The following is a 15,857-nucleotide window of genomic DNA, read 5'->3' as shown; positions in this document are numbered from 1 at the left end:
AGAAATTTCGGTGAAACCGTTGACGTCGAAATTTGCCGCCCTATAATGAGCGGCTCAGCAGCATCGGGCGGTTAGCTCAGCGGTAGAGCATTGCCTTCACACGGCAAGGGTCACAAGTTCGAACCTTGTACCGCCCACCATATAAATCAGTGCGTTACACGAGAGCCGGCGAAAGCCGGCTTTTTCGTAACTGCGTGGTAACAGCGTTTTTTGCCGTGCACCGGAGAACGTAATGACCAAAGCTGAAGTCCGTAGTCTCTTTCCCGCACTCCTCGCCGCTTGGCGCGCGCTCCCTGAAGTCCGTACAACGGATGAGCAGCAGCTCCGATTCTCGGACTTCTACTCGTGGTTGCGGGAGTCACATGCCGACGCCACCAGGTTCCGGTCTGTGATGGGCCCTCGTGAGGACCTTGAGCAGTGGTTCGACCAGGCAACGCACCAGAGTTGGCGAAATTAAGCACGTCAAGACCGCGGCGAATTAGAACCTCGGGGAATTGTTGAACCGGTGACGCCCACTAGCAGCCGATTCCGCCGACCGAACTGCTGACGGTGTCCCTATGGAGGATAGCTATGGTCCGGAAGCTCGTTTCGCGGGAAGAGGCCATCTACGCTGTGACTGCGGCGCACTCGGCGGTATGGCATGCCATCGCAGGGTTCCGCTACATGTGGGATGCGCACGACCGGGGCGCCCCCTTTGAGTTGACGATCTTCGAGGATCTGATTGCAACAAAACCATTCGCGGGACTCGCGATTGACTGGCGGTACACGGTCTATCCCGAACGCCTCCGCGAGCGTGCTCAGGAAGTTGTGAAGTACACGGCACGCCAGGCGATCGTTGATGTTCACGATGCCGTCTGGTGGTATGGGGTGACTGCGGGCTTGGCGCGTCAGTACTCCGAGAACCCGGTGGTGGTCCTGCTTAGGGCGCTCAGACACGCCTATTCCCACCGAGCCGACGATTGGGACTTCGGCGGAACGCCATTGCCCATGCAATGGCGCCACCTTTCGCTAGAGATCGGAATGGGTGGGAAGTCAGTCAGCCAGAGCATCTTCCTGAGCGACCAGCTCTATTTGATAAACGATGCGATCTTTCTTTTGGATCCCGGCAGCGCGCTGGCCGCTACCGTCCACCGCTAGCCGGTATTGCAAGTTCGGTCGTCGCTGCACTGACACGTAGCCTTATGGGGCGCGCGCGGAAGCTCTATTCCTTAGGGATTGCTCCAGCCGCGAAGCTTGTCACGCGCCGCAAGTATTTGGGGCTTGAGTGCGGAGTGGATATTAAGCTAGACGGTAAGACGCAGTTGCCGCGGCGTTCTCCAGTTGATCCCCAAATGAACGCATAAGGGTTACGGTAGTATCGACAATCTCGTCGATTTGGCCATCGTCGATGAAAGCATTCTCGCCGTGCGCGATTGCGTTGCGGCGGTCAAGGAGTAGCTTGTCAATAAAGGCCGACTGTGATTCATATGGTGATGAATCGACGCCGCATACCATGCATATGTCACTCATTACGGAGCTGCTCAAATTAGATCTCGTGCTGACGAGACCTTCGTCCACTTTGGAAAACTGAAGGGCCGAGCCCGAAAGAACTTCCTCTACGATCCTGCAGCTGTCGCCGAAGTTCTTCTTGGAGCCGTACAAGCTGGCGAGCCGAGGAATAAAATAGTTCTTTAGAAACTGCGGATGAAGCTCCGCGTAACGCAGAGTTTGGGTGGCTACAAACTCAAGATAGTTCTTGGCTGCCAATCTTACATAGCCCTCCCAGTGGGCGTACGCGATTGTCACCAACGCACGAAGAAGCACGCGACGCCCAATGCCATCCGAGCGTCGAATTGCGGCCTTCAAGTCCGACAGTTCCCTGATCCGCCAGACTCTATCCGAATTTAGAACCTCGCCAAGAAGTTCAGGCGTGCGCGGTCTTGTCATGGCTGGAAGAAGCCGACCCCAAACGGAACCGTCATCTGAATTCGCTGCGTCCCTCGGAGTCCAGGTGACTTGAAGGTGGCGACTTGAGGGGAAAGCCAGAACTCAGTCGCCTTTGACCGCACAAAATCGACCGGGTTGGCCGAAGCCAAAATCGCTTCAAGGTTGGATGCAACGCCCACTGCGATGCCTTCAAGGCCGACCAAGCCAACTCTGCCGGTGTGACGGGCTCCGTCCCAAGGTCTGAGGGCATTTGATCCAAGGGCTCGATGAAGGAGATCGGTTGTTGCATCTAGCGTGCGGGTGACGTTGTTAGCGTCGCCTTCTCTCGCGAGAGCAATGATGCCTTCGTCAATGTAGGCTTCGACATCTAGGAGCCCGTTATAGCCAACGAAGGTGTGAACGAGCAGCCTAGTCGCGTATTCGAGGTGCCGCTGACGCTCCGCTTGCTCCTCATTGGTTCCTGTGATCTCCTTGAAACGCTGGGTCTCAGCTGAATCCTTTACGGCTCGGAAGTAATTCGTGTTCACCATCAACATGACGCAGTTGCGAAGCTCTTGCGCATTCGCTGGTGTGCCCCCAGCGTTTAAACGCTGGAACAGATCGTACTTTGCGTCGTTGTCGCTTGGTCGTTTCAGGATCTCGACGCCGATGCGCGAGCGCTTTATGGCCAGCTGCTGAGGCTTGCCAATCGGCTGCTGATCTTCCGGCTGCAGGTCAGTCACATCGGAAGACTGCTCCCATACCGCGTTCTTCAGTGATGGGAGATAGTGCGTTGCTTCCAAGGATGACGGAGGGATAGCAGCGCCCGTGGGGTCTTTAAGCGCGCCCATAAACTCCAAGATGGTTGACAGCCTTTGAAGTCCATCAATGAGCTCCCATCGACCATCCTCTGTCTCAAAGACGAAGATTGGAGGAAGCGGGATGCCAAGCAGGATAGATTCAATAAGCTTGGACTTCTGTCCAATGTCCCACCGGAACAGTCTTTGGAATTCCGGCCTGATGATTAGTTCGTCACCCTCATACATGCCAACGAGCTCGCCGAGCGACATTTGATAGGCATCAGTTCGGACTGAACGTTGGGTATTCTCGATTTCTTGAGCAAGCATTGCCGCGATCTCCATTCATTGAGGGCGCCTGCCCTTAGCTGAATGGTAGTCGGCATCCTGCATCTTCGCATCCCCCTGCGGTAAACCATGGCTGGCTCTCTTCTGTCCGACCGGGCTAATGGTAGGACCTTACGCCCGGGGGAGCTTGTCATGCAGGCAGGCCAAGATGGCGTTGGTCCAACGTGGGGTTAGGTCTCAGCCTGCTTGTAACGTGAGCGAGGGCGTCAGCTGTCCTTTGTGCCCAGTCCATGTGTGAAGATCATTCATCCTGCGCAAAAAATCGTTTTTCTCAACTGACGGTGCAAATAAGCGGCTGGGGGCACGGTCAGGGCCACGAGGCCTTTGAACTTTCGGCCCACCCCTCCCCATTCAGGGCTGGGCGGGCCGATGCTCAGGGCCTCACGGCGCGATGGGCGGGAGTTCGAACTTGAGCACCGCGGCGGTGTCGAGCACCTCCAGACCTGCGCGCAGCTCGCCCAGGATGGCGACCAAGTTGCGAACGAAGTAGTCGGCGTGCGTGTTGGTCAGTACCACGCTCATCTGCTCGCGATCCAGCACGGTCACCAGCGAGGTATCGACGGTCAGCACCTGCCGCGCCGGCATCGCTGCAGTCGGGACGATGGTGGTGTTCCAGAGCGAGGGCGGGGCCGGCGACGTCGGGCTGCCGAACACGTATTCGTCGTCGGTGTCGTTCTTCCTGGTGATCTGCAGGCGGAACCAGTCCAGCGGGTTCATCAGCACCAGGTTGGGGGCGTAGCCGTTGTTGGCCATAGCGACCAACCCCTCTCCGATGATGTCGGCTGGTGTCTCGCCGATGGCAGGGGCCATGGGCGTTGCCTGGTTGAGCAAGCCGTTGATCTTGCCCTGGCCGCCGACGCCATTGATGATCCGGTTCTCCAGGCGCGCGAGCACCTTGTGTCGGATCACGCGGTCGATCTGCGATTGCAATGCCGGCGCGTCCGACAGCACCTGCTTGGACGCAGTGGTCCACCCGGCGATGGTGACGATCTCTGCGCGGGCCGGCGTGCCTTCGAACGCCAGCTGCGCCTTGGTGTCTCCCTCGTGCTCCTGCTCGGCAGCATCGCCGGTGCCAGTGAACTGGATGAACTCCACTGCATCGCTGCTGGTCGGGCGACTGGGCAGCACGTCCAGCAGACGCAGGGGCGGCAGTACCTGGCCGATGAAGCCGCGGCGCTCGGGCTGGCTCGGTACGCTGGTGTCGCCTGTGTTGCCCTTGCCCTCGTTGGTCAGCGCGGCCTTGATCGACGCATCGATGTTCGCTCGGGAGGCGAACTGGCCGACCTTCATGCTCCGCGCGGCCTGGTCGCGGGCTGTCGCGAAAGCGGCATCCTCGCCAATCGCAGCTGCAGCGCGCGTACCTACGCTTTCCTGGTGCGCGTGGGAGTACTGACCATGCCCCTCTTGGTCCATCTTCGCCACGATCTGCTCGACGGACGACAGGCGCATGGATACTTCTGCGGCCTGTTGCTCGGTGCTTTCCTTGTACGCCTTGAGGTTGCTGCCCAGCTCGCGAAGGCTGGCGTTGATTTCCTGACTCATTTGCGGGTTTCTCCCTTCCTGTTCATGGTGACGCGCACGCATGCGCGCCCTCGCTTGCATCACGGCGGCGATGTCGGCGGCAGGAAGATTGCTCTTCCGGAGACCGCTCTCGAGCTGCTCATCGCTGATGCTGGTGTGGTCGTCTTCCATCTCTGCGCCTGTCTCGCTTGTGCGTGTGTAGTTCAACGCAGCGCGCGGCTGGGCGATATGCTTTCGTAACGCGGCGCTGCGCCTTTCGTTACGCGACTCGGTGGGATTCGTCGGACCAGTCGGTCTCTGTTTCCGCAGCAAACTCGGCTTTCAGCAGTTCGATCCCAACCATGACGTTCACGATGGCGCGAACGCGCGCGCCCTTCTGGCGGCACCGATCGCTGCAGTAGCGCCGTGGCCTGCCGGTCCGCCGAACAGGTAGTGCCGCGCCGCAGACCTCGCATTGCGGCGAGGCCCGGGCAATCTGGCGCTGGCGCGCCGCGTGACTCAATGCTGGTGCGCTCCACCGGTGCCCGGAATCGTCATGATCCGTTTCATCTGCTGGTACTCGTCGATGGTTGCCCACCAGATCGAAGGCGCAGCCGGATTCATCTCCCAGGACAGGACCATGCGCTCGCCGCTTTGGAGCACCTGCGCGACCTTTGCCGCGATCACAGGATCCTGTTGCTGCAGCTTGGCGAGCATTGCATCGGCGAGTTCAGCAGCGGCGGCGTTGAAGGCTTGCGCGGTGCTGGCGATCTTCTGATCGGTGTTCATTTTTCGTCTCTCTTCGTGGTTGCGGACTTCCAGGCGATGTCTGCTCGCACGTGTAGCGGCAGCTTCGTCCAGCGTTGGTATTGCGGTAGGCGGTTTGCCACTTGCTCGGCCTCCTGCTTCGGGCTGCCAGCGCGCATCAACTGCTTTGCCAGCGCGCGTTTGGTCAGCGCCACCTTCAGGGTTTCGTTGGTCATGCGTTCCTCGTGGTGTGGTTCTGCATCGGGCGCACGTGGTGAACGTCGTGCACCGGGTGATCCGGGCGCAGGGGGTGCGCCCCGTGCCGATCTGTCACCCGTGACGTGGTGTCACCCGTGTGCAGCGCGCGGCCGGCCAGGTCAAAGGGTGCAATCTGCGACATGTTCGAAGGGTGCAATCTGTGCAGCGGACCCGATGTGGTGCGCGAGCCCTGGATGCAGTCAATCAACCGCTCAGGAGCAACAGCGCCAAGCGTCCGCTGCGCTCCCGCTTGGTAGATATATATAAAGGGGCCCCCTGAGGGGGCCATAAAATGCCCCAAATCGCTGTTTATGGCCCCCTGAGGGGTGCAAAAGACGTTGGTCATGCTGCTTTTGGCCCCCTGAAGGGTGCAATGTGGCCCCCTGAGGGGGCCTCAGATTGCATTTTGCTTTGGCCCCCTGAGGGGACTACAGATCGCGTTTTGCGCCAGTCGTTGCGCGGCGGTCCGGGTAATAGCTCGAGGGACTTCCCCGGACAGGTGTCGATTCCGTACCAGGTCAACGCGTAGAGGTTGCAGATCTTCCTGTTGCCGTGGCGGGTCTGCACGATGAAGCCGGCTTCCTCAAGTTGGCCAAGCAATTCGCCAAGCTTGCTGGCGGCGCACACACCGGCCTCCGACACCATCGCCTTCGTTGCGCTCAAGTCGCCGTTGTTGCGCCCGTTGTACTGGGCGGCCAGGAACATCAGCATCTTCAGTGCGCCGCCACCCAGGGCGTAGAACGCGGGCGACTGGATCATTGGATGCGGCAGGCGAACGAAAGTGTCGCTCGACCGCCGGCCGGTGTGCTTCGCCCTGTTCCGCTCAGGGATGCGCTTGCGGTAGTCATCGGCCATCGCGCTCACTCTGGCCCTGTCCCGTCACCAGCCGCCGCACGGCGCGAAACCAGTCCTCTCCAGCGCGCGCTGCACGGATCAGCACCCACTCGCGAACGCGGGCCTCGCCGGGGTTTGCCCTGTGCTGCAGGGCGCAGTCGCCGCACAGCACGTAGGGCAGGGAGGCCCATCCGTATTCCCATTCCACCCTGTTGAAGGTGCCGAACACCGGCAGCAGCGACTTCCCGCAGCAGTCGCACGCTACGGGGTCCAAGCGTGGCGCGCGGCGGCTCACTGCGCTCCTCCTTGCGGGATAGAGGGCGCACGCTCCATGGCGGCGTAGATGCGTTCTGCTAGCGTGTCGAGGCGCATCTGCTCGTTGGGCGTCAGCACGGGGATACGCACGATCCGAGCGGCTGGGAACGGAATGATGATCGCGCTCATGCCTGCACCGCCAGCACAGAGCGGACGGCCGTTTCCCACTGAGGCGAGAACCGGCCGGCCCGGCGAAGGACGAAGACGTCCACCTGCGAGCGGGCGTCGTTGGCCTCATCGCTCGCGCAGTCCAGGCACAGGGTGTACGGGAATGTCGCTGGGCCTCTGCGGGTCTCGCTGCGGCAGTAGTGGCGGCCGTAGGACAGCGGCATCAGGCAGCAGTCGCAGGCGATCGGTTCGGGTTGCTGGTAGCTCATCACACCCTCCGCGTCGTGGTGGCGTAGGTCACCATGCCGAGGAACACCAGTAGGTCGCGGGGGACCGGGTATGCGGCGCCGGGCTGGCTGCGGGTGAACACGTGTAGGCCGCCGGGACGCGCCTGGACGAAACGGATCAACTGCTGGCCACCGATCGATACCGCGTAGCAGGCGTCACCGTCGAAGTAGTTGCGGCGCAGGTCCACGTGCAGCAGGTCGCCCGGCTCATAGCTGGGTGCGTTCAGGCTGTCTTGGACAGCCACCAAGCCCCAGCGCGCGCTGTCAGAAAAGTCCGGGGGCGCGGTGCGGAGTTCCCCGATTGCGGCCGGCGGGGGTTGCTGTAGGATATTGCTCATGGTCGGGTCGTTCCTCGTAAGGGTTCGGCAGTGACTTCGACGGCTCGTTCCGGGTGCAACCGGACGGGCCGTTTCTATTTCCGAGGGTCTGTCCGTGGCTTTCCCTCATGCGGCTACGCCGCCGGTTGCCTCCTTCTCCCTGGCCTCAATGAACTCGCGCAGCGCGCGGGCCGAGACCATGCGGCGCTTGCCAACCTTGAATGTCTTCAGCTGGTTTGCTGACATCGCTCGATAAAAGGCGTTCTGGTTTAGCCCGGTAACGGCGCACGCTTCATCCGTGGTGTAGCTAAGGCGCTCGTGACGTTCGTTCATACTTGCTCCAGATATGGACCAATGTGGTCCGTTGAGCGCAGTGGACCATATTGGTCCGTTGCGGTCAAGGACCAAGATGGTCCATCATCCGCGCAATGAATACCCCCGACCTGCAGTTCAAATTGCGCCTCCCGAGCGGCCTCAAAGCAAAGCTCGAAGACCATGCAAACGCCACAGGAAGGTCACTGTCGGCTGAAATTGTTCATCGCCTGGAGCGCTCTTTCGACCCGATGGATGAATATCTAGGCTCGATGGGCTTGCGCGCTCAAATTGCGGGGGAGCGCGAGATGGCTCGATCTACAGTGGAGATGATGGATCGAATCATCAACGACATGACCGAGCAGCAGGCAAACGGCAGCCAGGCCGCCTATCCCACTCAGGCGGCTGGACAGACTGTAGACCAGGCAATCAAAGACGCAACGCGCGCGCGCGATATGTTCAAACGCGTCGTGGACGCTGCGACACTTCTTCTTTCAGAGATTGCTATTGCAGAGGCGAAGAATGAGCATCCTGACGTTTCCGAGATCCGGAAGCGGGCTAAGGAATGGGGCGTTATCTCCAGCCGCGGCTAAAGGAACTGCACCTGCGCCAGCTTGTCGCGCGCAGCACCCTGCACCAGATGCCCGTAGTGCTTTTCGATCATCGCAAGTGACGTGCCGGCAAGCTTCGCCACGGTGAGCAGGTCCATGCCGCCTACGATGGCGTCCGTGATCCAGCAGTGGCGCAGGGTGTAGAGGGTGACGCCGGAAGGTAGCCCAGCGCGCGCTGCGGCCTCCCTAACCGGATCGCTCCAGGCGTCAGCCGTCCATGCCTTCCCGCCGTCCTGGGTGAACAGGTGGGCCTTGGGGAGCTTCCCCTTGGCAAGCCGGTCGAACATGGCGCCGGCGGCGGGGGAGAGCGGAATCTTGCGGTCGTGGTCCTTGCTGCGGAATCGAACACTCGCGGTGCGGCCGTCATAGTCCAACCGCAGGCAGATGGCTGGATCGCCCGGCCTGCAGCCCGTGAGCGCAACGCACTCGATCAGGTCACGCACCGGCCCCACAGCAGCATCCAGCAGCGAGCGGCGTTGCCCACGCTCCAGGTACAGCCCACGGCGCTGGCTGGCGTCCTTCAGGGGCTTCACCGAGTTCCATTCGAACGCCACGTCGGGTGAAGCCTTGCGCCGGGCCACAGCGTGATTCAGGGCGGCCACCAGCACCGTGCGCATGCGGTTGACGCTGGACTTAGCCAGGGGCTTTGCCACCGGTGGCCGGCCACGCTTCACCGGTAGGGCAGGGAGGTCGCCTCTTTCCACGCGATCGCGCCAGGCTTCGATGTGATCCTGGTGCAGGTCGGTCAATCGCACCTTGCCAAGCTTGTCGGCGTACAGACATCGTTCGAAGCGCCGGTCGGCGTCCGCCGCGGCGGTGTCCCTGCCGTCCTTCTTGAGGGTGGTCACGTAGTCACGGCAGGCGTCGGCAACGGTGGTGTCGGCCTTGGGCTTGGCGACCGCCAAGGGCGCGCCGTGCTGGTCCGTTTCGGCGAGGACAGCGCGCGCCCTGGTGCGGGCCGCGTCCACTTTGACGCCTGGCCACTTCCCCAGCGCGCGGGTGCTGGTGCGGCTCCACTGGACGTTCCAGCTCTTGACCCCTGACGGCTGCACGCGAAGGTGCAGCTGCGGGACCAGCGTGTCCCAAATTCGGTAGGGCGCTGCCTCGGGCTTGGCGGCTTCGACGGTGGACGGATTGAGTCGCTTGGACTGCTTCATGGCGGGCCGTAACTGCGCTGTAACTGCAAAATGCAGTGTGCGGCCAAATCCAGCGGTACGCAATGAGACTAGAAAACAAGGCTCTATGGGTCGATCCCTTGTGCCGCAAGGCCGTATCTCGTCCTTCACACGGCAAGGGTCACAAGTTCGAACCTTGTACCGCCCACCATGATTCAGTCGAAAAAGCCTCCGGAAACGGGGGCTTTTTTGTTGGGTTGGGTTTGGGTGGTTCAAGGGCTGCGCAGCGCGACGTGGTCAATTCTCTGGACCAGGCGTCCCGATCTCCATCAAGCGCAGATCTGCCGGTGAAGGAGGCAGGCGATGGAACGAATTGCGCGAGCGGAACACCGATGTGCGATCCACGCTGCCGCACCTCGCGCTCGTTAATAGCCTCCACTAGAATCCGGAGGATTGCCAAGACGCGCCGGTCTCTGGCCCCGCTGGAGATTGTCCGTGAGCTACTGGCAGCTGGTTGAACCAGTCTGGGACACCGTGTCCATTTACGACGGTGCGGAGGTGTTTTTGCATCAATATAATGCCGCCCCGGAAGCATCACGCATTTTGTTCGCCGCGCACTGGTGCCAATCCGAGATCAACAATGGTGGTTTTGAGCAGTTCTTCTCGAACAGCACAGGGGTACTCGCCCCTGAAGGTGCTCGAGCCTTTCGTGCCCTCCACATGCCGCTTACCGCGGAGCTGATCGTCAAAGCGATGGCTGCCTTTGGTCCCCGGTATCCGAGAGAGCGAACCGAGCGCGACCTCGCGATGGACGAGATAGGGGCGAACAGCGATGACCAAGCAGGTCCTTTCCATCATTTGGACGAGGAGTTCTTTGTGCTGGTGGAAACCGAGAACGGAGGGTTCAGGAGTGCGGCGAACGCTTATGCCGTGTCGATGGCGCATTGAACCGCCGTTGCCCTCGGCAGCGCTGCTTCGGTCCGCTCGCGTCCGCTTTTCGGCGATAGCGAAGATCCCCTTCAGCGAGCTCTCCCTGCTATGAGTGCTATTCCACCGCGCCAGCGGCCAGGCTGTCCCAGATACGTCCGTCACGTTGCGCTTCAGTGGTGACGTTGATCACCGCCTGTTCGCCCAGACGATCACGCAACTGCTGCAGATACAGGCTGCGAGGTGTCACCACCTGGCCCACCGATTGCACGATCCCTGCAGGTTCCTCAGGCGGGAATTTCCCGGGTGCAATGGCGCCCACCTGTCCCACGCTCCAGTTCATCGCGAAGGGCGGCGCCTGGACGACGTAGATGTCGTGCTCGGTGTTCCAGAACATCTGCTGCGCGCCCGCCCACCCGTGCCCCGTTCCGCTGTACCGGCGGTTCTGTGCCCGCAGCATGTATCCCTTGGTGTTGTCATACAGCGTGCCGGTGGACCAGCGATGATGTGGACCACTGTCGTTGCTGTCACCTACGGCGAGGCAGTCCAGAAACACATTGGGACCGGGTACCCGTGCGCCGATGACGAAGGTATGCCTGCCGCCCTGGTTGTAGCAGCGCTGGATCAGATTGAAGGCGGCGTTGCCCTCGTAAAGGAACACATAGCGGCGGGCGCCTTGGGTGGCGCCATACCTGGGGTCGAGATAGGCAATGTCCTGCAGGGTATTGAACTGGGCGCCGTTGCGGGTCACGAAGCCATGCGACACATAACGCACGGTCACGTCGCGAACCCATGAGTCGTAGATTGCACCCAAGCGGAGTGCGGTAAAGGGGCCGGAATCGGCGGTGCCGTTGACCGTCCCGGTCTCGGGGTTACCCTCAAGGCGGAGGTCTTCGATGCCGACCTGCGAGATACGGATGGGATCCGTGCGATAGACGCTGCCGCCACCGAAGCGCGTCGCGATGGCATCCATGATCGGGGCATCCAGGCTGATCGTGTCGTGGTCTACGGCAGTGACGACGCGTTCGCTGTACACAGCGTAGTCGCTGGGCGTCCATCGGTATCGTGCGGTATCGATGCCCTCGGGGCCGACCCAGCGGGCATTGGGTTCCCTCGCGATCGACACCGTATCGCCCACGCGATAGCCGGCTGCGGACTGCACCGTGATCCGCATCGCCCCCACCGGCACGTAGTCCATGGTGATGGCGGTCCGGCGTGGGTCCAGAGCGGCGCGGGGAACCGCGGATTCGCTGCTGCCCACTTCAAGAATCCTGCCCTGCCGATCGCTGACTTCGGAGCGGATCACCGTGCCGTCGGCACCTCGACCTTCACCGCGCAACACCACGCCGCTGGCCCGGATGGTCAGCGTCTTGCTCAACCTATAACCGCCGCGCCGCAGCAGGACTACGCCGCGTAGGCCCCGGCTGTCCTGGACACGCACGGCGACCGCGTCGATGGCGGCCTGGATGCGGGGATAGTCGTCACCCTCCGCGTTTGGCTCAAGGACCTCAATAACAGGAATGCTGGAGCGGGTGGGCAGGCTGACACCGCCGCCCTGGTAGCCGGCGCGGGAGAAGTCCGGGACGATGTTGCGCGCGTGATCGCTACCGCGTTCGGAGTACAAGGCATAGCGCAGCAGGCCGTTGCTGCCCAGTGCTACCAAGGGGGCGTCTTCGGCATTGTTGATGGGGTGGATGAAGGCGCTGGTCTCGGAAGCAGGCCCGGCCGCTGATAAGGTAGAAAACGGACAGACCGGCAACGCCACGAGCGTCAGCGCTGCGACTCGGCGAAACGCCGGGAGGAAAGGCATGCGGGCGACGTCCTTCCATTGAGGAGTAGCTTGCAATGTTAGCAACTGCTTCCAACGATGCAGTCCGTGCTGAAGAGTCAGGCTGGTCTGCTTTTCCGGCCGATCGCGGACTTTTCGGACAACAGAAAGGCGCCAATCGCTGGCAGTGTCCGTTTCTGGCCGTCAGCGGCCCCCGCCTGCGAAGGCGGCCAGCTCCTCCGCCTGACCCTCGGGGAAGGATTCCTTGAGCAGGTCGAGCAACGCCGCCACCCTTGAGCTGAGCAGTCGTCGCGAAGGGTACAGCGCCCATATCTCGATCGGCGGGGCCTTCGCATGTCCCCACGACACCAATGCGCCCTCCCTGAGATCGTCGGCAACCAGCGAGAAGGGCAGCATCGCCGCGCCGGTGCCTGCACGAACGGCATCGCGCACCATGGTCAGTGCGCCCAGGCGCAGCACCGGATCCACCGCGATACGTATCTCGCCTCTCGGCGTCACCAGGTCCCAGCCGGTGGCATTGCTGGACGGACGGAACACCGCAGGCGCCGTCTCGCCCAGCGCGGGCAGGGGCAGGTCCGGGTGCGCCACCGCCACGAGGCGGTCCCGGATCAGCACCCGCCCCACCAGCCGTTCATCTGGATCCGGATTGACCCTTATCACCAGGTCATAGCCTTCTTCCACCATGTCCACGGCGCGGTCTTCGGTAGTGACATCGAGCCGCACCTGTGGATAGCGCTTCACGAATTCGGCTGCGATCTTGCCCAGCGCCATCTGCGAGAACAGCATCGGTGCGCTCACGCGCAGCCGCCCACGGGGCGTGTCGCCGCCTGAGGAAATGGACGTGGCCGCTTCGTCCAGTTCGGTGAGCAGCGTCTCGGTGCGCTCGAACAGCGCCCGACCCTCCTCGGTGAGCTTCAGCGTGTGCGAGCCACGCTCGAACAGCCGCACCCCCAGGCTGGCCTCCAGCTCAGCCACACGCCGCGAGAGCGTTGCCTTGGGGCGGTCCGCTGCGCGCGCGGCACGGCCAAACCCGCCGTGGCGCGCCACCAGGTTGAAGTCGGCCAAGGCCAGTAGGTCCATGTGTTCCACCAGCGAGACAGATGGTCCAAGTATATGGGCTATCGGCCCGCACGCGGATCAACAACCATGAGGCCTCACCACCCACCCGGAGTACCCCATGACCATTCTTGTTACCGGCGCCACTGGCACCATCGGCCGTCAGGTCGTCCAGCACCTCACCCAGCGCGGCGCAAGCGTTCGCGCACTGGTCCGCACCCCCGCCACTGCCAACCTGCCCGCCACCGTGGAACTGGTGCAGGGCGACATGCTGGATGTGGATGCCCTCCGCCAAGCTTTCGAGGGCGTCTCCACGCTGTTCCTGCTCAACGCCGTGGTCGCCGACGAATTCACCCAGGCACTTATCACCCTCAACGTCGCCCGCGAGGCGGGGGTGAAGCGCGTGGTGTACCTGTCGGTGATCCACAGCGACCGCTACGTCAACGTGCCGCACTTCGCCGGCAAGTTTGGCGTGGAGCGCATGATCGAGCAGATGGGCTTCAGCGCCACGATCCTGCGCCCGGCCTATTTCATCGATAACGACCTCACCATCAAGGACGTGGTGCAGGGCTACGGTGTGTACCCCATGCCGATTGGCAGCAAGGGGCTGGCGATGATCGACACCCGCGACATCGCCGAGATTGCCGCCATCGAACTGCTCAACCGCGAACAGGCGCCGGACAACAGCGCGCTGACCCGACTCAACCTGGTCGGCCCGGAAGCACTCACCGGAGAACAGGTGGCCGCCATCTGGAGCGGTGTGCTGAACCGCCCGATCGCCTACGGGGGCGATGACACGGCCGCCTTCGAGCAGAACCTGCGCCAGTTCATGCCGGCGTGGATGGCCTACGACATGCGACAGATGGCCGAGCGATTCATCAGCGACGGCATGCTGCCGGGCGCGGGTGACGTGGAGCGGTTGATGCAGTTGCTGGGTCGGCCGCTGCGTACGTACGCAGCGTTTGCGGCGGAGCATGCGTCAGCGGGATGAAGGCCGAGCCTGGGCAGCGGTTGAACAGCCAGCTGTTAGAGCCCTCAGCCTTCGCCATCTGGAACATCCACTTGGCAAGCAGACGCCGCTTGATCGCTTGGCGCGGCGCTGGGCTTGTGAACGTCCGCTTCTGGCCGGAAGCGGACATGGGAAGTTCGGTCCCCAGAGTGGTGAATCCATCCGATGCCACTCCGTGAAGTCCTAGGTGCTTGTCTCCTCTGCACGCGTCCTGGACCGTGACGTGCCAGGGCGCTTAATGCCTATCAGACGACCAAGTGGCGGGCCTTCAGCCCGCTCAGTGCCAACGCACTCAGCGCACGGGTCGGGGCGGCGCACGCGTCAGCGTGGATCGTCACCGGGTAGCCCACCGCCTCCGGCGAGAGGGCTGTGTGAGTGACGCAATGCTGGGTCATCATGCCGACCAGATCGATGGTGTCCACCTTGTGCTGCCGGAGCAGCTCGGCGAGATTGGTTCGCAGAAAGCTATCCGCCTCATGCTTGACCACCAAAGGGGAATTCCGCATCGCCGATTGAATGGACGGATGCAGATCGGCGCCGACGCTGCCGGTCTCGAAGAAGGGCGCGCCAGCGGGTGCCTGATGCTGTACGACCACGACCAGATCGTTGTTGCCGTGCGCGGTCTCGATCAGTACCAGCGCACTCTGGAGTGCTTCCTCCGCGCCTTCCAGCGGGAAGTGGCCGCCAGCAAAGTAGTCATTCTGGATATCAATCACAATGAGCGCTTTCATACATCCTCCTTTAGAAGTCGATGACTTCGCCATCCTGCGGAATGACGACACTGCTTTCGATGCCCTTTTCGATGACGTAGTCCTGCAGGTCGTAGCGGCTGACGCTCATGTGATTGACCGCATCCATGTGTACAGCCACGATCCTGGCGTTGGGAGACATCTGGTGCACGCGCAGCGTATCTTCCTTGCCCATGATGATGCCGGTATTGAATCCATCGATCCGCGCATCGCCCGTGTTGAGAACCACCACGTCAGGCTTGAAAGTCTTCAACGTTTCGCGAACTTCGGCTTCCCAGACGGTGTCGCCGGCCACATACACCGTCTTCAGACCAGCCTGCTGGAAAACAAAGCCCATGGTTGCGCCGAGCAGCTTGCCCACCTCGGGGATGGCGTACATTTCCTCCGAGCCATGACGGGCGCCTGCCTTGCTGATCCTGACGCCGTTGAATACGGTGCCGGTGCCCAGGATTCGAACATCCTTGAAACCCTGCTTGCGGAGCAGGGCCGCATCCGCATTGTCCTGGACGAACATGGGCAGCGACTTGGGGATTTCTTTCTGGGCAGCATCATCCCAGTGGTCGAGGTGGGTGTGGCTGATCAGGACTGCGTCGACACCACGCAGCACGGACTCAACGGACTCCGGAAGCTCCACGAGCGGGTTGCGCAGGTGGCTACGGTAAGTGCCGGCAAAACCCGGGTAGGTTCCCTTGCGTGCAAGCATGGGATCGACCAGGAAGACCTGGCCGCCATACGTCACCTTGATGGTGGCATTGCGGATCTGCTGGATCGAGACCTTGGGGCTGACCTCGGCACTGAATGCGTGGAGTGGGGCACCCATGGCCAGCATCAGGCACAGTGCGACGGGAAGTGTCTTGCTCATTGAAGTTCCTT

At 62.0% G+C, this 15,857-nt stretch carries 20 protein-coding genes and 1 tRNA gene; 5 read left to right on the top strand and 16 right to left on the bottom strand.

Annotated features, from left to right (window positions below; genetic code table 11):
- The first annotated feature begins 65 nt into the window (after positions 1 to 65).
- Both ABE546_RS10310 and ABE546_RS10305 read left to right on the top strand, forming a co-directional pair.
- Positions 66 to 140, top strand: a tRNA-Val gene (locus ABE546_RS10310).
- 523 nt (positions 141 to 663) lie between these two features.
- Entirely contained in the window at positions 664 to 1,137 is a 474-nt protein-coding gene (locus ABE546_RS10305; RefSeq protein WP_346463667.1) for a hypothetical protein, read from the top strand.
- A gap of 141 nt (positions 1,138 to 1,278) precedes the next feature.
- On the opposite strand, the gene ABE546_RS10300 is transcribed toward ABE546_RS10305, so the two are convergent.
- From ABE546_RS10300 to ABE546_RS10250, 11 genes are all read right to left on the bottom strand, one after another.
- Positions 1,279 to 1,926 (bottom strand): MAE_28990/MAE_18760 family HEPN-like nuclease, encoded by a 648-nt coding sequence (locus ABE546_RS10300; RefSeq protein WP_346463599.1) that lies wholly within the window; start codon positions 1,924 to 1,926, stop codon positions 1,279 to 1,281.
- A complete protein-coding gene (locus tag ABE546_RS10295; protein WP_346463597.1) occupies positions 1,923 to 3,032 on the bottom strand; it encodes a DUF262 domain-containing protein in 1,110 nt (369 codons plus the stop codon). The genes ABE546_RS10300 and ABE546_RS10295 overlap by 4 nt, the downstream gene beginning before the upstream one ends.
- Positions 3,033 to 3,431: 399 nt before the next feature.
- Positions 3,432 to 4,742, bottom strand: a complete 1,311-nt coding sequence (locus tag ABE546_RS10290; RefSeq protein ID WP_346463595.1) for a phage major capsid protein — start codon at positions 4,740 to 4,742, stop codon at positions 3,432 to 3,434.
- A 327-nt stretch (positions 4,743 to 5,069) separates the two neighbouring features.
- Entirely contained in the window at positions 5,070 to 5,339 is a 270-nt protein-coding gene (locus ABE546_RS10285; RefSeq protein WP_346463593.1) for a hypothetical protein, read from the bottom strand.
- Entirely contained in the window at positions 5,336 to 5,533 is a 198-nt protein-coding gene (locus tag ABE546_RS10280) for a hypothetical protein (RefSeq protein ID WP_346463591.1), read from the bottom strand. Before ABE546_RS10280 ends, ABE546_RS10285 begins: the two co-directional genes overlap by 4 nt.
- A gap of 364 nt (positions 5,534 to 5,897) precedes the next feature.
- The gene (locus ABE546_RS10275) at positions 5,898 to 6,410 is read right to left on the bottom strand and encodes a hypothetical protein (RefSeq protein WP_346463589.1); all 513 of its coding nucleotides are present in this window, start codon (positions 6,408 to 6,410) and stop codon (positions 5,898 to 5,900) included.
- Positions 6,400 to 6,684 (bottom strand): hypothetical protein, encoded by a 285-nt coding sequence (locus tag ABE546_RS10270; RefSeq protein ID WP_346463587.1) that lies wholly within the window; start codon positions 6,682 to 6,684, stop codon positions 6,400 to 6,402. The genes ABE546_RS10275 and ABE546_RS10270 overlap by 11 nt, the downstream gene beginning before the upstream one ends.
- Positions 6,681 to 6,833, bottom strand: a complete 153-nt coding sequence (locus tag ABE546_RS10265) for a hypothetical protein (protein WP_346463586.1) — start codon at positions 6,831 to 6,833, stop codon at positions 6,681 to 6,683. Before ABE546_RS10265 ends, ABE546_RS10270 begins: the two co-directional genes overlap by 4 nt.
- Positions 6,830 to 7,081 carry a hypothetical protein gene (locus ABE546_RS10260; RefSeq protein ID WP_346463584.1) on the bottom strand — a complete coding sequence of 84 codons (252 nt, stop codon included), beginning with the start codon at positions 7,079 to 7,081 and terminating at the stop codon, positions 6,830 to 6,832. Before ABE546_RS10260 ends, ABE546_RS10265 begins: the two co-directional genes overlap by 4 nt.
- Positions 7,081 to 7,437: a hypothetical protein gene (locus ABE546_RS10255; protein ID WP_346463582.1), complete on the bottom strand. Its 357-nt coding sequence runs from the start codon at positions 7,435 to 7,437 to the stop codon at positions 7,081 to 7,083. The genes ABE546_RS10260 and ABE546_RS10255 overlap by 1 nt, the downstream gene beginning before the upstream one ends.
- Before the next feature lie 105 nt (positions 7,438 to 7,542).
- A complete protein-coding gene (locus ABE546_RS10250) occupies positions 7,543 to 7,749 on the bottom strand; it encodes a helix-turn-helix domain-containing protein (RefSeq protein ID WP_346463580.1) in 207 nt (68 codons plus the stop codon).
- Between the two features lie 95 nt (positions 7,750 to 7,844).
- Between ABE546_RS10250 and ABE546_RS10245 the strand changes: the two genes are divergently transcribed.
- Positions 7,845 to 8,321, top strand: a complete 477-nt coding sequence (locus ABE546_RS10245; protein ID WP_346463578.1) for an Arc family DNA-binding protein — start codon at positions 7,845 to 7,847, stop codon at positions 8,319 to 8,321.
- On the opposite strand, the gene ABE546_RS10240 is transcribed toward ABE546_RS10245, so the two are convergent.
- Positions 8,318 to 9,496 carry an integrase family protein gene (locus tag ABE546_RS10240; protein WP_346463576.1) on the bottom strand — a complete coding sequence of 393 codons (1,179 nt, stop codon included), beginning with the start codon at positions 9,494 to 9,496 and terminating at the stop codon, positions 8,318 to 8,320. The two genes, ABE546_RS10245 and ABE546_RS10240, sit on opposite strands and share 4 nt — an antisense overlap.
- A gap of 453 nt (positions 9,497 to 9,949) precedes the next feature.
- On the opposite strand from ABE546_RS10240, the gene ABE546_RS10235 reads away from it, so the two are divergent.
- Entirely contained in the window at positions 9,950 to 10,402 is a 453-nt protein-coding gene (locus ABE546_RS10235; RefSeq protein WP_313212222.1) for a DUF4375 domain-containing protein, read from the top strand.
- Between the two features lie 97 nt (positions 10,403 to 10,499).
- Here the strand turns inward: ABE546_RS10235 and ABE546_RS10230 are convergent, their stop codons facing one another.
- Together ABE546_RS10230 and ABE546_RS10225 are read right to left on the bottom strand one after the other, a co-directional pair.
- Positions 10,500 to 12,191: a hypothetical protein gene (locus ABE546_RS10230; RefSeq protein ID WP_346463574.1), complete on the bottom strand. Its 1,692-nt coding sequence runs from the start codon at positions 12,189 to 12,191 to the stop codon at positions 10,500 to 10,502.
- A 162-nt stretch (positions 12,192 to 12,353) separates the two neighbouring features.
- The gene (locus ABE546_RS10225; protein ID WP_346463572.1) at positions 12,354 to 13,250 is read right to left on the bottom strand and encodes a LysR substrate-binding domain-containing protein; all 897 of its coding nucleotides are present in this window, start codon (positions 13,248 to 13,250) and stop codon (positions 12,354 to 12,356) included.
- A 97-nt stretch (positions 13,251 to 13,347) separates the two neighbouring features.
- Between ABE546_RS10225 and ABE546_RS10220 the strand changes: the two genes are divergently transcribed.
- Positions 13,348 to 14,217 carry an NmrA/HSCARG family protein gene (locus ABE546_RS10220; protein WP_313212112.1) on the top strand — a complete coding sequence of 290 codons (870 nt, stop codon included), beginning with the start codon at positions 13,348 to 13,350 and terminating at the stop codon, positions 14,215 to 14,217.
- Between the two features lie 263 nt (positions 14,218 to 14,480).
- Here ABE546_RS10220 and ABE546_RS10215 read toward each other — a convergent pair whose 3' ends face one another.
- Entirely contained in the window at positions 14,481 to 14,966 is a 486-nt protein-coding gene (locus ABE546_RS10215; protein WP_137190678.1) for an isochorismatase family protein, read from the bottom strand.
- A gap of 10 nt (positions 14,967 to 14,976) precedes the next feature.
- On the bottom strand, positions 14,977 to 15,846 hold the full coding sequence (locus ABE546_RS10210) for an MBL fold metallo-hydrolase (protein WP_137190677.1): 870 nt from the start codon (positions 15,844 to 15,846) through the stop codon (positions 14,977 to 14,979).
- Positions 15,847 to 15,857: the final 11 nt, after the last annotated feature.

The sequence above is a fragment of the Stenotrophomonas sp. TWI377 genome, assembly GCF_039674525.1.
GTDB lineage: Bacteria > Pseudomonadota > Gammaproteobacteria > Xanthomonadales > Xanthomonadaceae > Stenotrophomonas.
The sequence above is the reverse complement of the archived record's forward strand: the minus strand, read 5'-3'. Positions and strand labels throughout refer to the sequence as shown.

Excerpts from the sequence above, each read along its gene's own strand:
- ABE546_RS10220 (WP_313212112.1), top strand. The coding sequence starts at position 13,348 with ATGACCATTCTTGTTACCGGCGCCACTGGCACCATCGGCCGTCAGGTC.
- ABE546_RS10290 (WP_346463595.1), bottom strand. The coding sequence starts at position 4,742 with ATGGAAGACGACCACACCAGCATCAGCGATGAGCAGCTCGAGAGCGGT.
- ABE546_RS10250 (WP_346463580.1), bottom strand. The coding sequence starts at position 7,749 with ATGAACGAACGTCACGAGCGCCTTAGCTACACCACGGATGAAGCGTGC.
- ABE546_RS10255 (WP_346463582.1), bottom strand. The coding sequence starts at position 7,437 with ATGAGCAATATCCTACAGCAACCCCCGCCGGCCGCAATCGGGGAACTC.
- ABE546_RS10280 (WP_346463591.1), bottom strand. The coding sequence starts at position 5,533 with ATGACCAACGAAACCCTGAAGGTGGCGCTGACCAAACGCGCGCTGGCA.
- ABE546_RS10265 (WP_346463586.1), bottom strand. The coding sequence starts at position 6,833 with ATGAGCGCGATCATCATTCCGTTCCCAGCCGCTCGGATCGTGCGTATC.
- ABE546_RS10245 (WP_346463578.1), top strand. The coding sequence starts at position 7,845 with ATGAATACCCCCGACCTGCAGTTCAAATTGCGCCTCCCGAGCGGCCTC.
- ABE546_RS10305 (WP_346463667.1), top strand. The coding sequence starts at position 664 with ATGTGGGATGCGCACGACCGGGGCGCCCCCTTTGAGTTGACGATCTTC.
- ABE546_RS10295 (WP_346463597.1), bottom strand. The coding sequence starts at position 3,032 with ATGCTTGCTCAAGAAATCGAGAATACCCAACGTTCAGTCCGAACTGAT.
- ABE546_RS10225 (WP_346463572.1), bottom strand. The coding sequence starts at position 13,250 with ATGGACCTACTGGCCTTGGCCGACTTCAACCTGGTGGCGCGCCACGGC.
- ABE546_RS10300 (WP_346463599.1), bottom strand. The coding sequence starts at position 1,926 with ATGACAAGACCGCGCACGCCTGAACTTCTTGGCGAGGTTCTAAATTCG.
- ABE546_RS10240 (WP_346463576.1), bottom strand. The coding sequence starts at position 9,496 with ATGAAGCAGTCCAAGCGACTCAATCCGTCCACCGTCGAAGCCGCCAAG.
- ABE546_RS10210 (WP_137190677.1), bottom strand. The coding sequence starts at position 15,846 with ATGAGCAAGACACTTCCCGTCGCACTGTGCCTGATGCTGGCCATGGGT.
- ABE546_RS10275 (WP_346463589.1), bottom strand. The coding sequence starts at position 6,410 with ATGGCCGATGACTACCGCAAGCGCATCCCTGAGCGGAACAGGGCGAAG.
- ABE546_RS10230 (WP_346463574.1), bottom strand. The coding sequence starts at position 12,191 with ATGCCTTTCCTCCCGGCGTTTCGCCGAGTCGCAGCGCTGACGCTCGTG.
- ABE546_RS10260 (WP_346463584.1), bottom strand. The coding sequence starts at position 7,081 with ATGAGCTACCAGCAACCCGAACCGATCGCCTGCGACTGCTGCCTGATG.
- ABE546_RS10215 (WP_137190678.1), bottom strand. The coding sequence starts at position 14,966 with ATGAAAGCGCTCATTGTGATTGATATCCAGAATGACTACTTTGCTGGC.
- ABE546_RS10285 (WP_346463593.1), bottom strand. The coding sequence starts at position 5,339 with ATGAACACCGATCAGAAGATCGCCAGCACCGCGCAAGCCTTCAACGCC.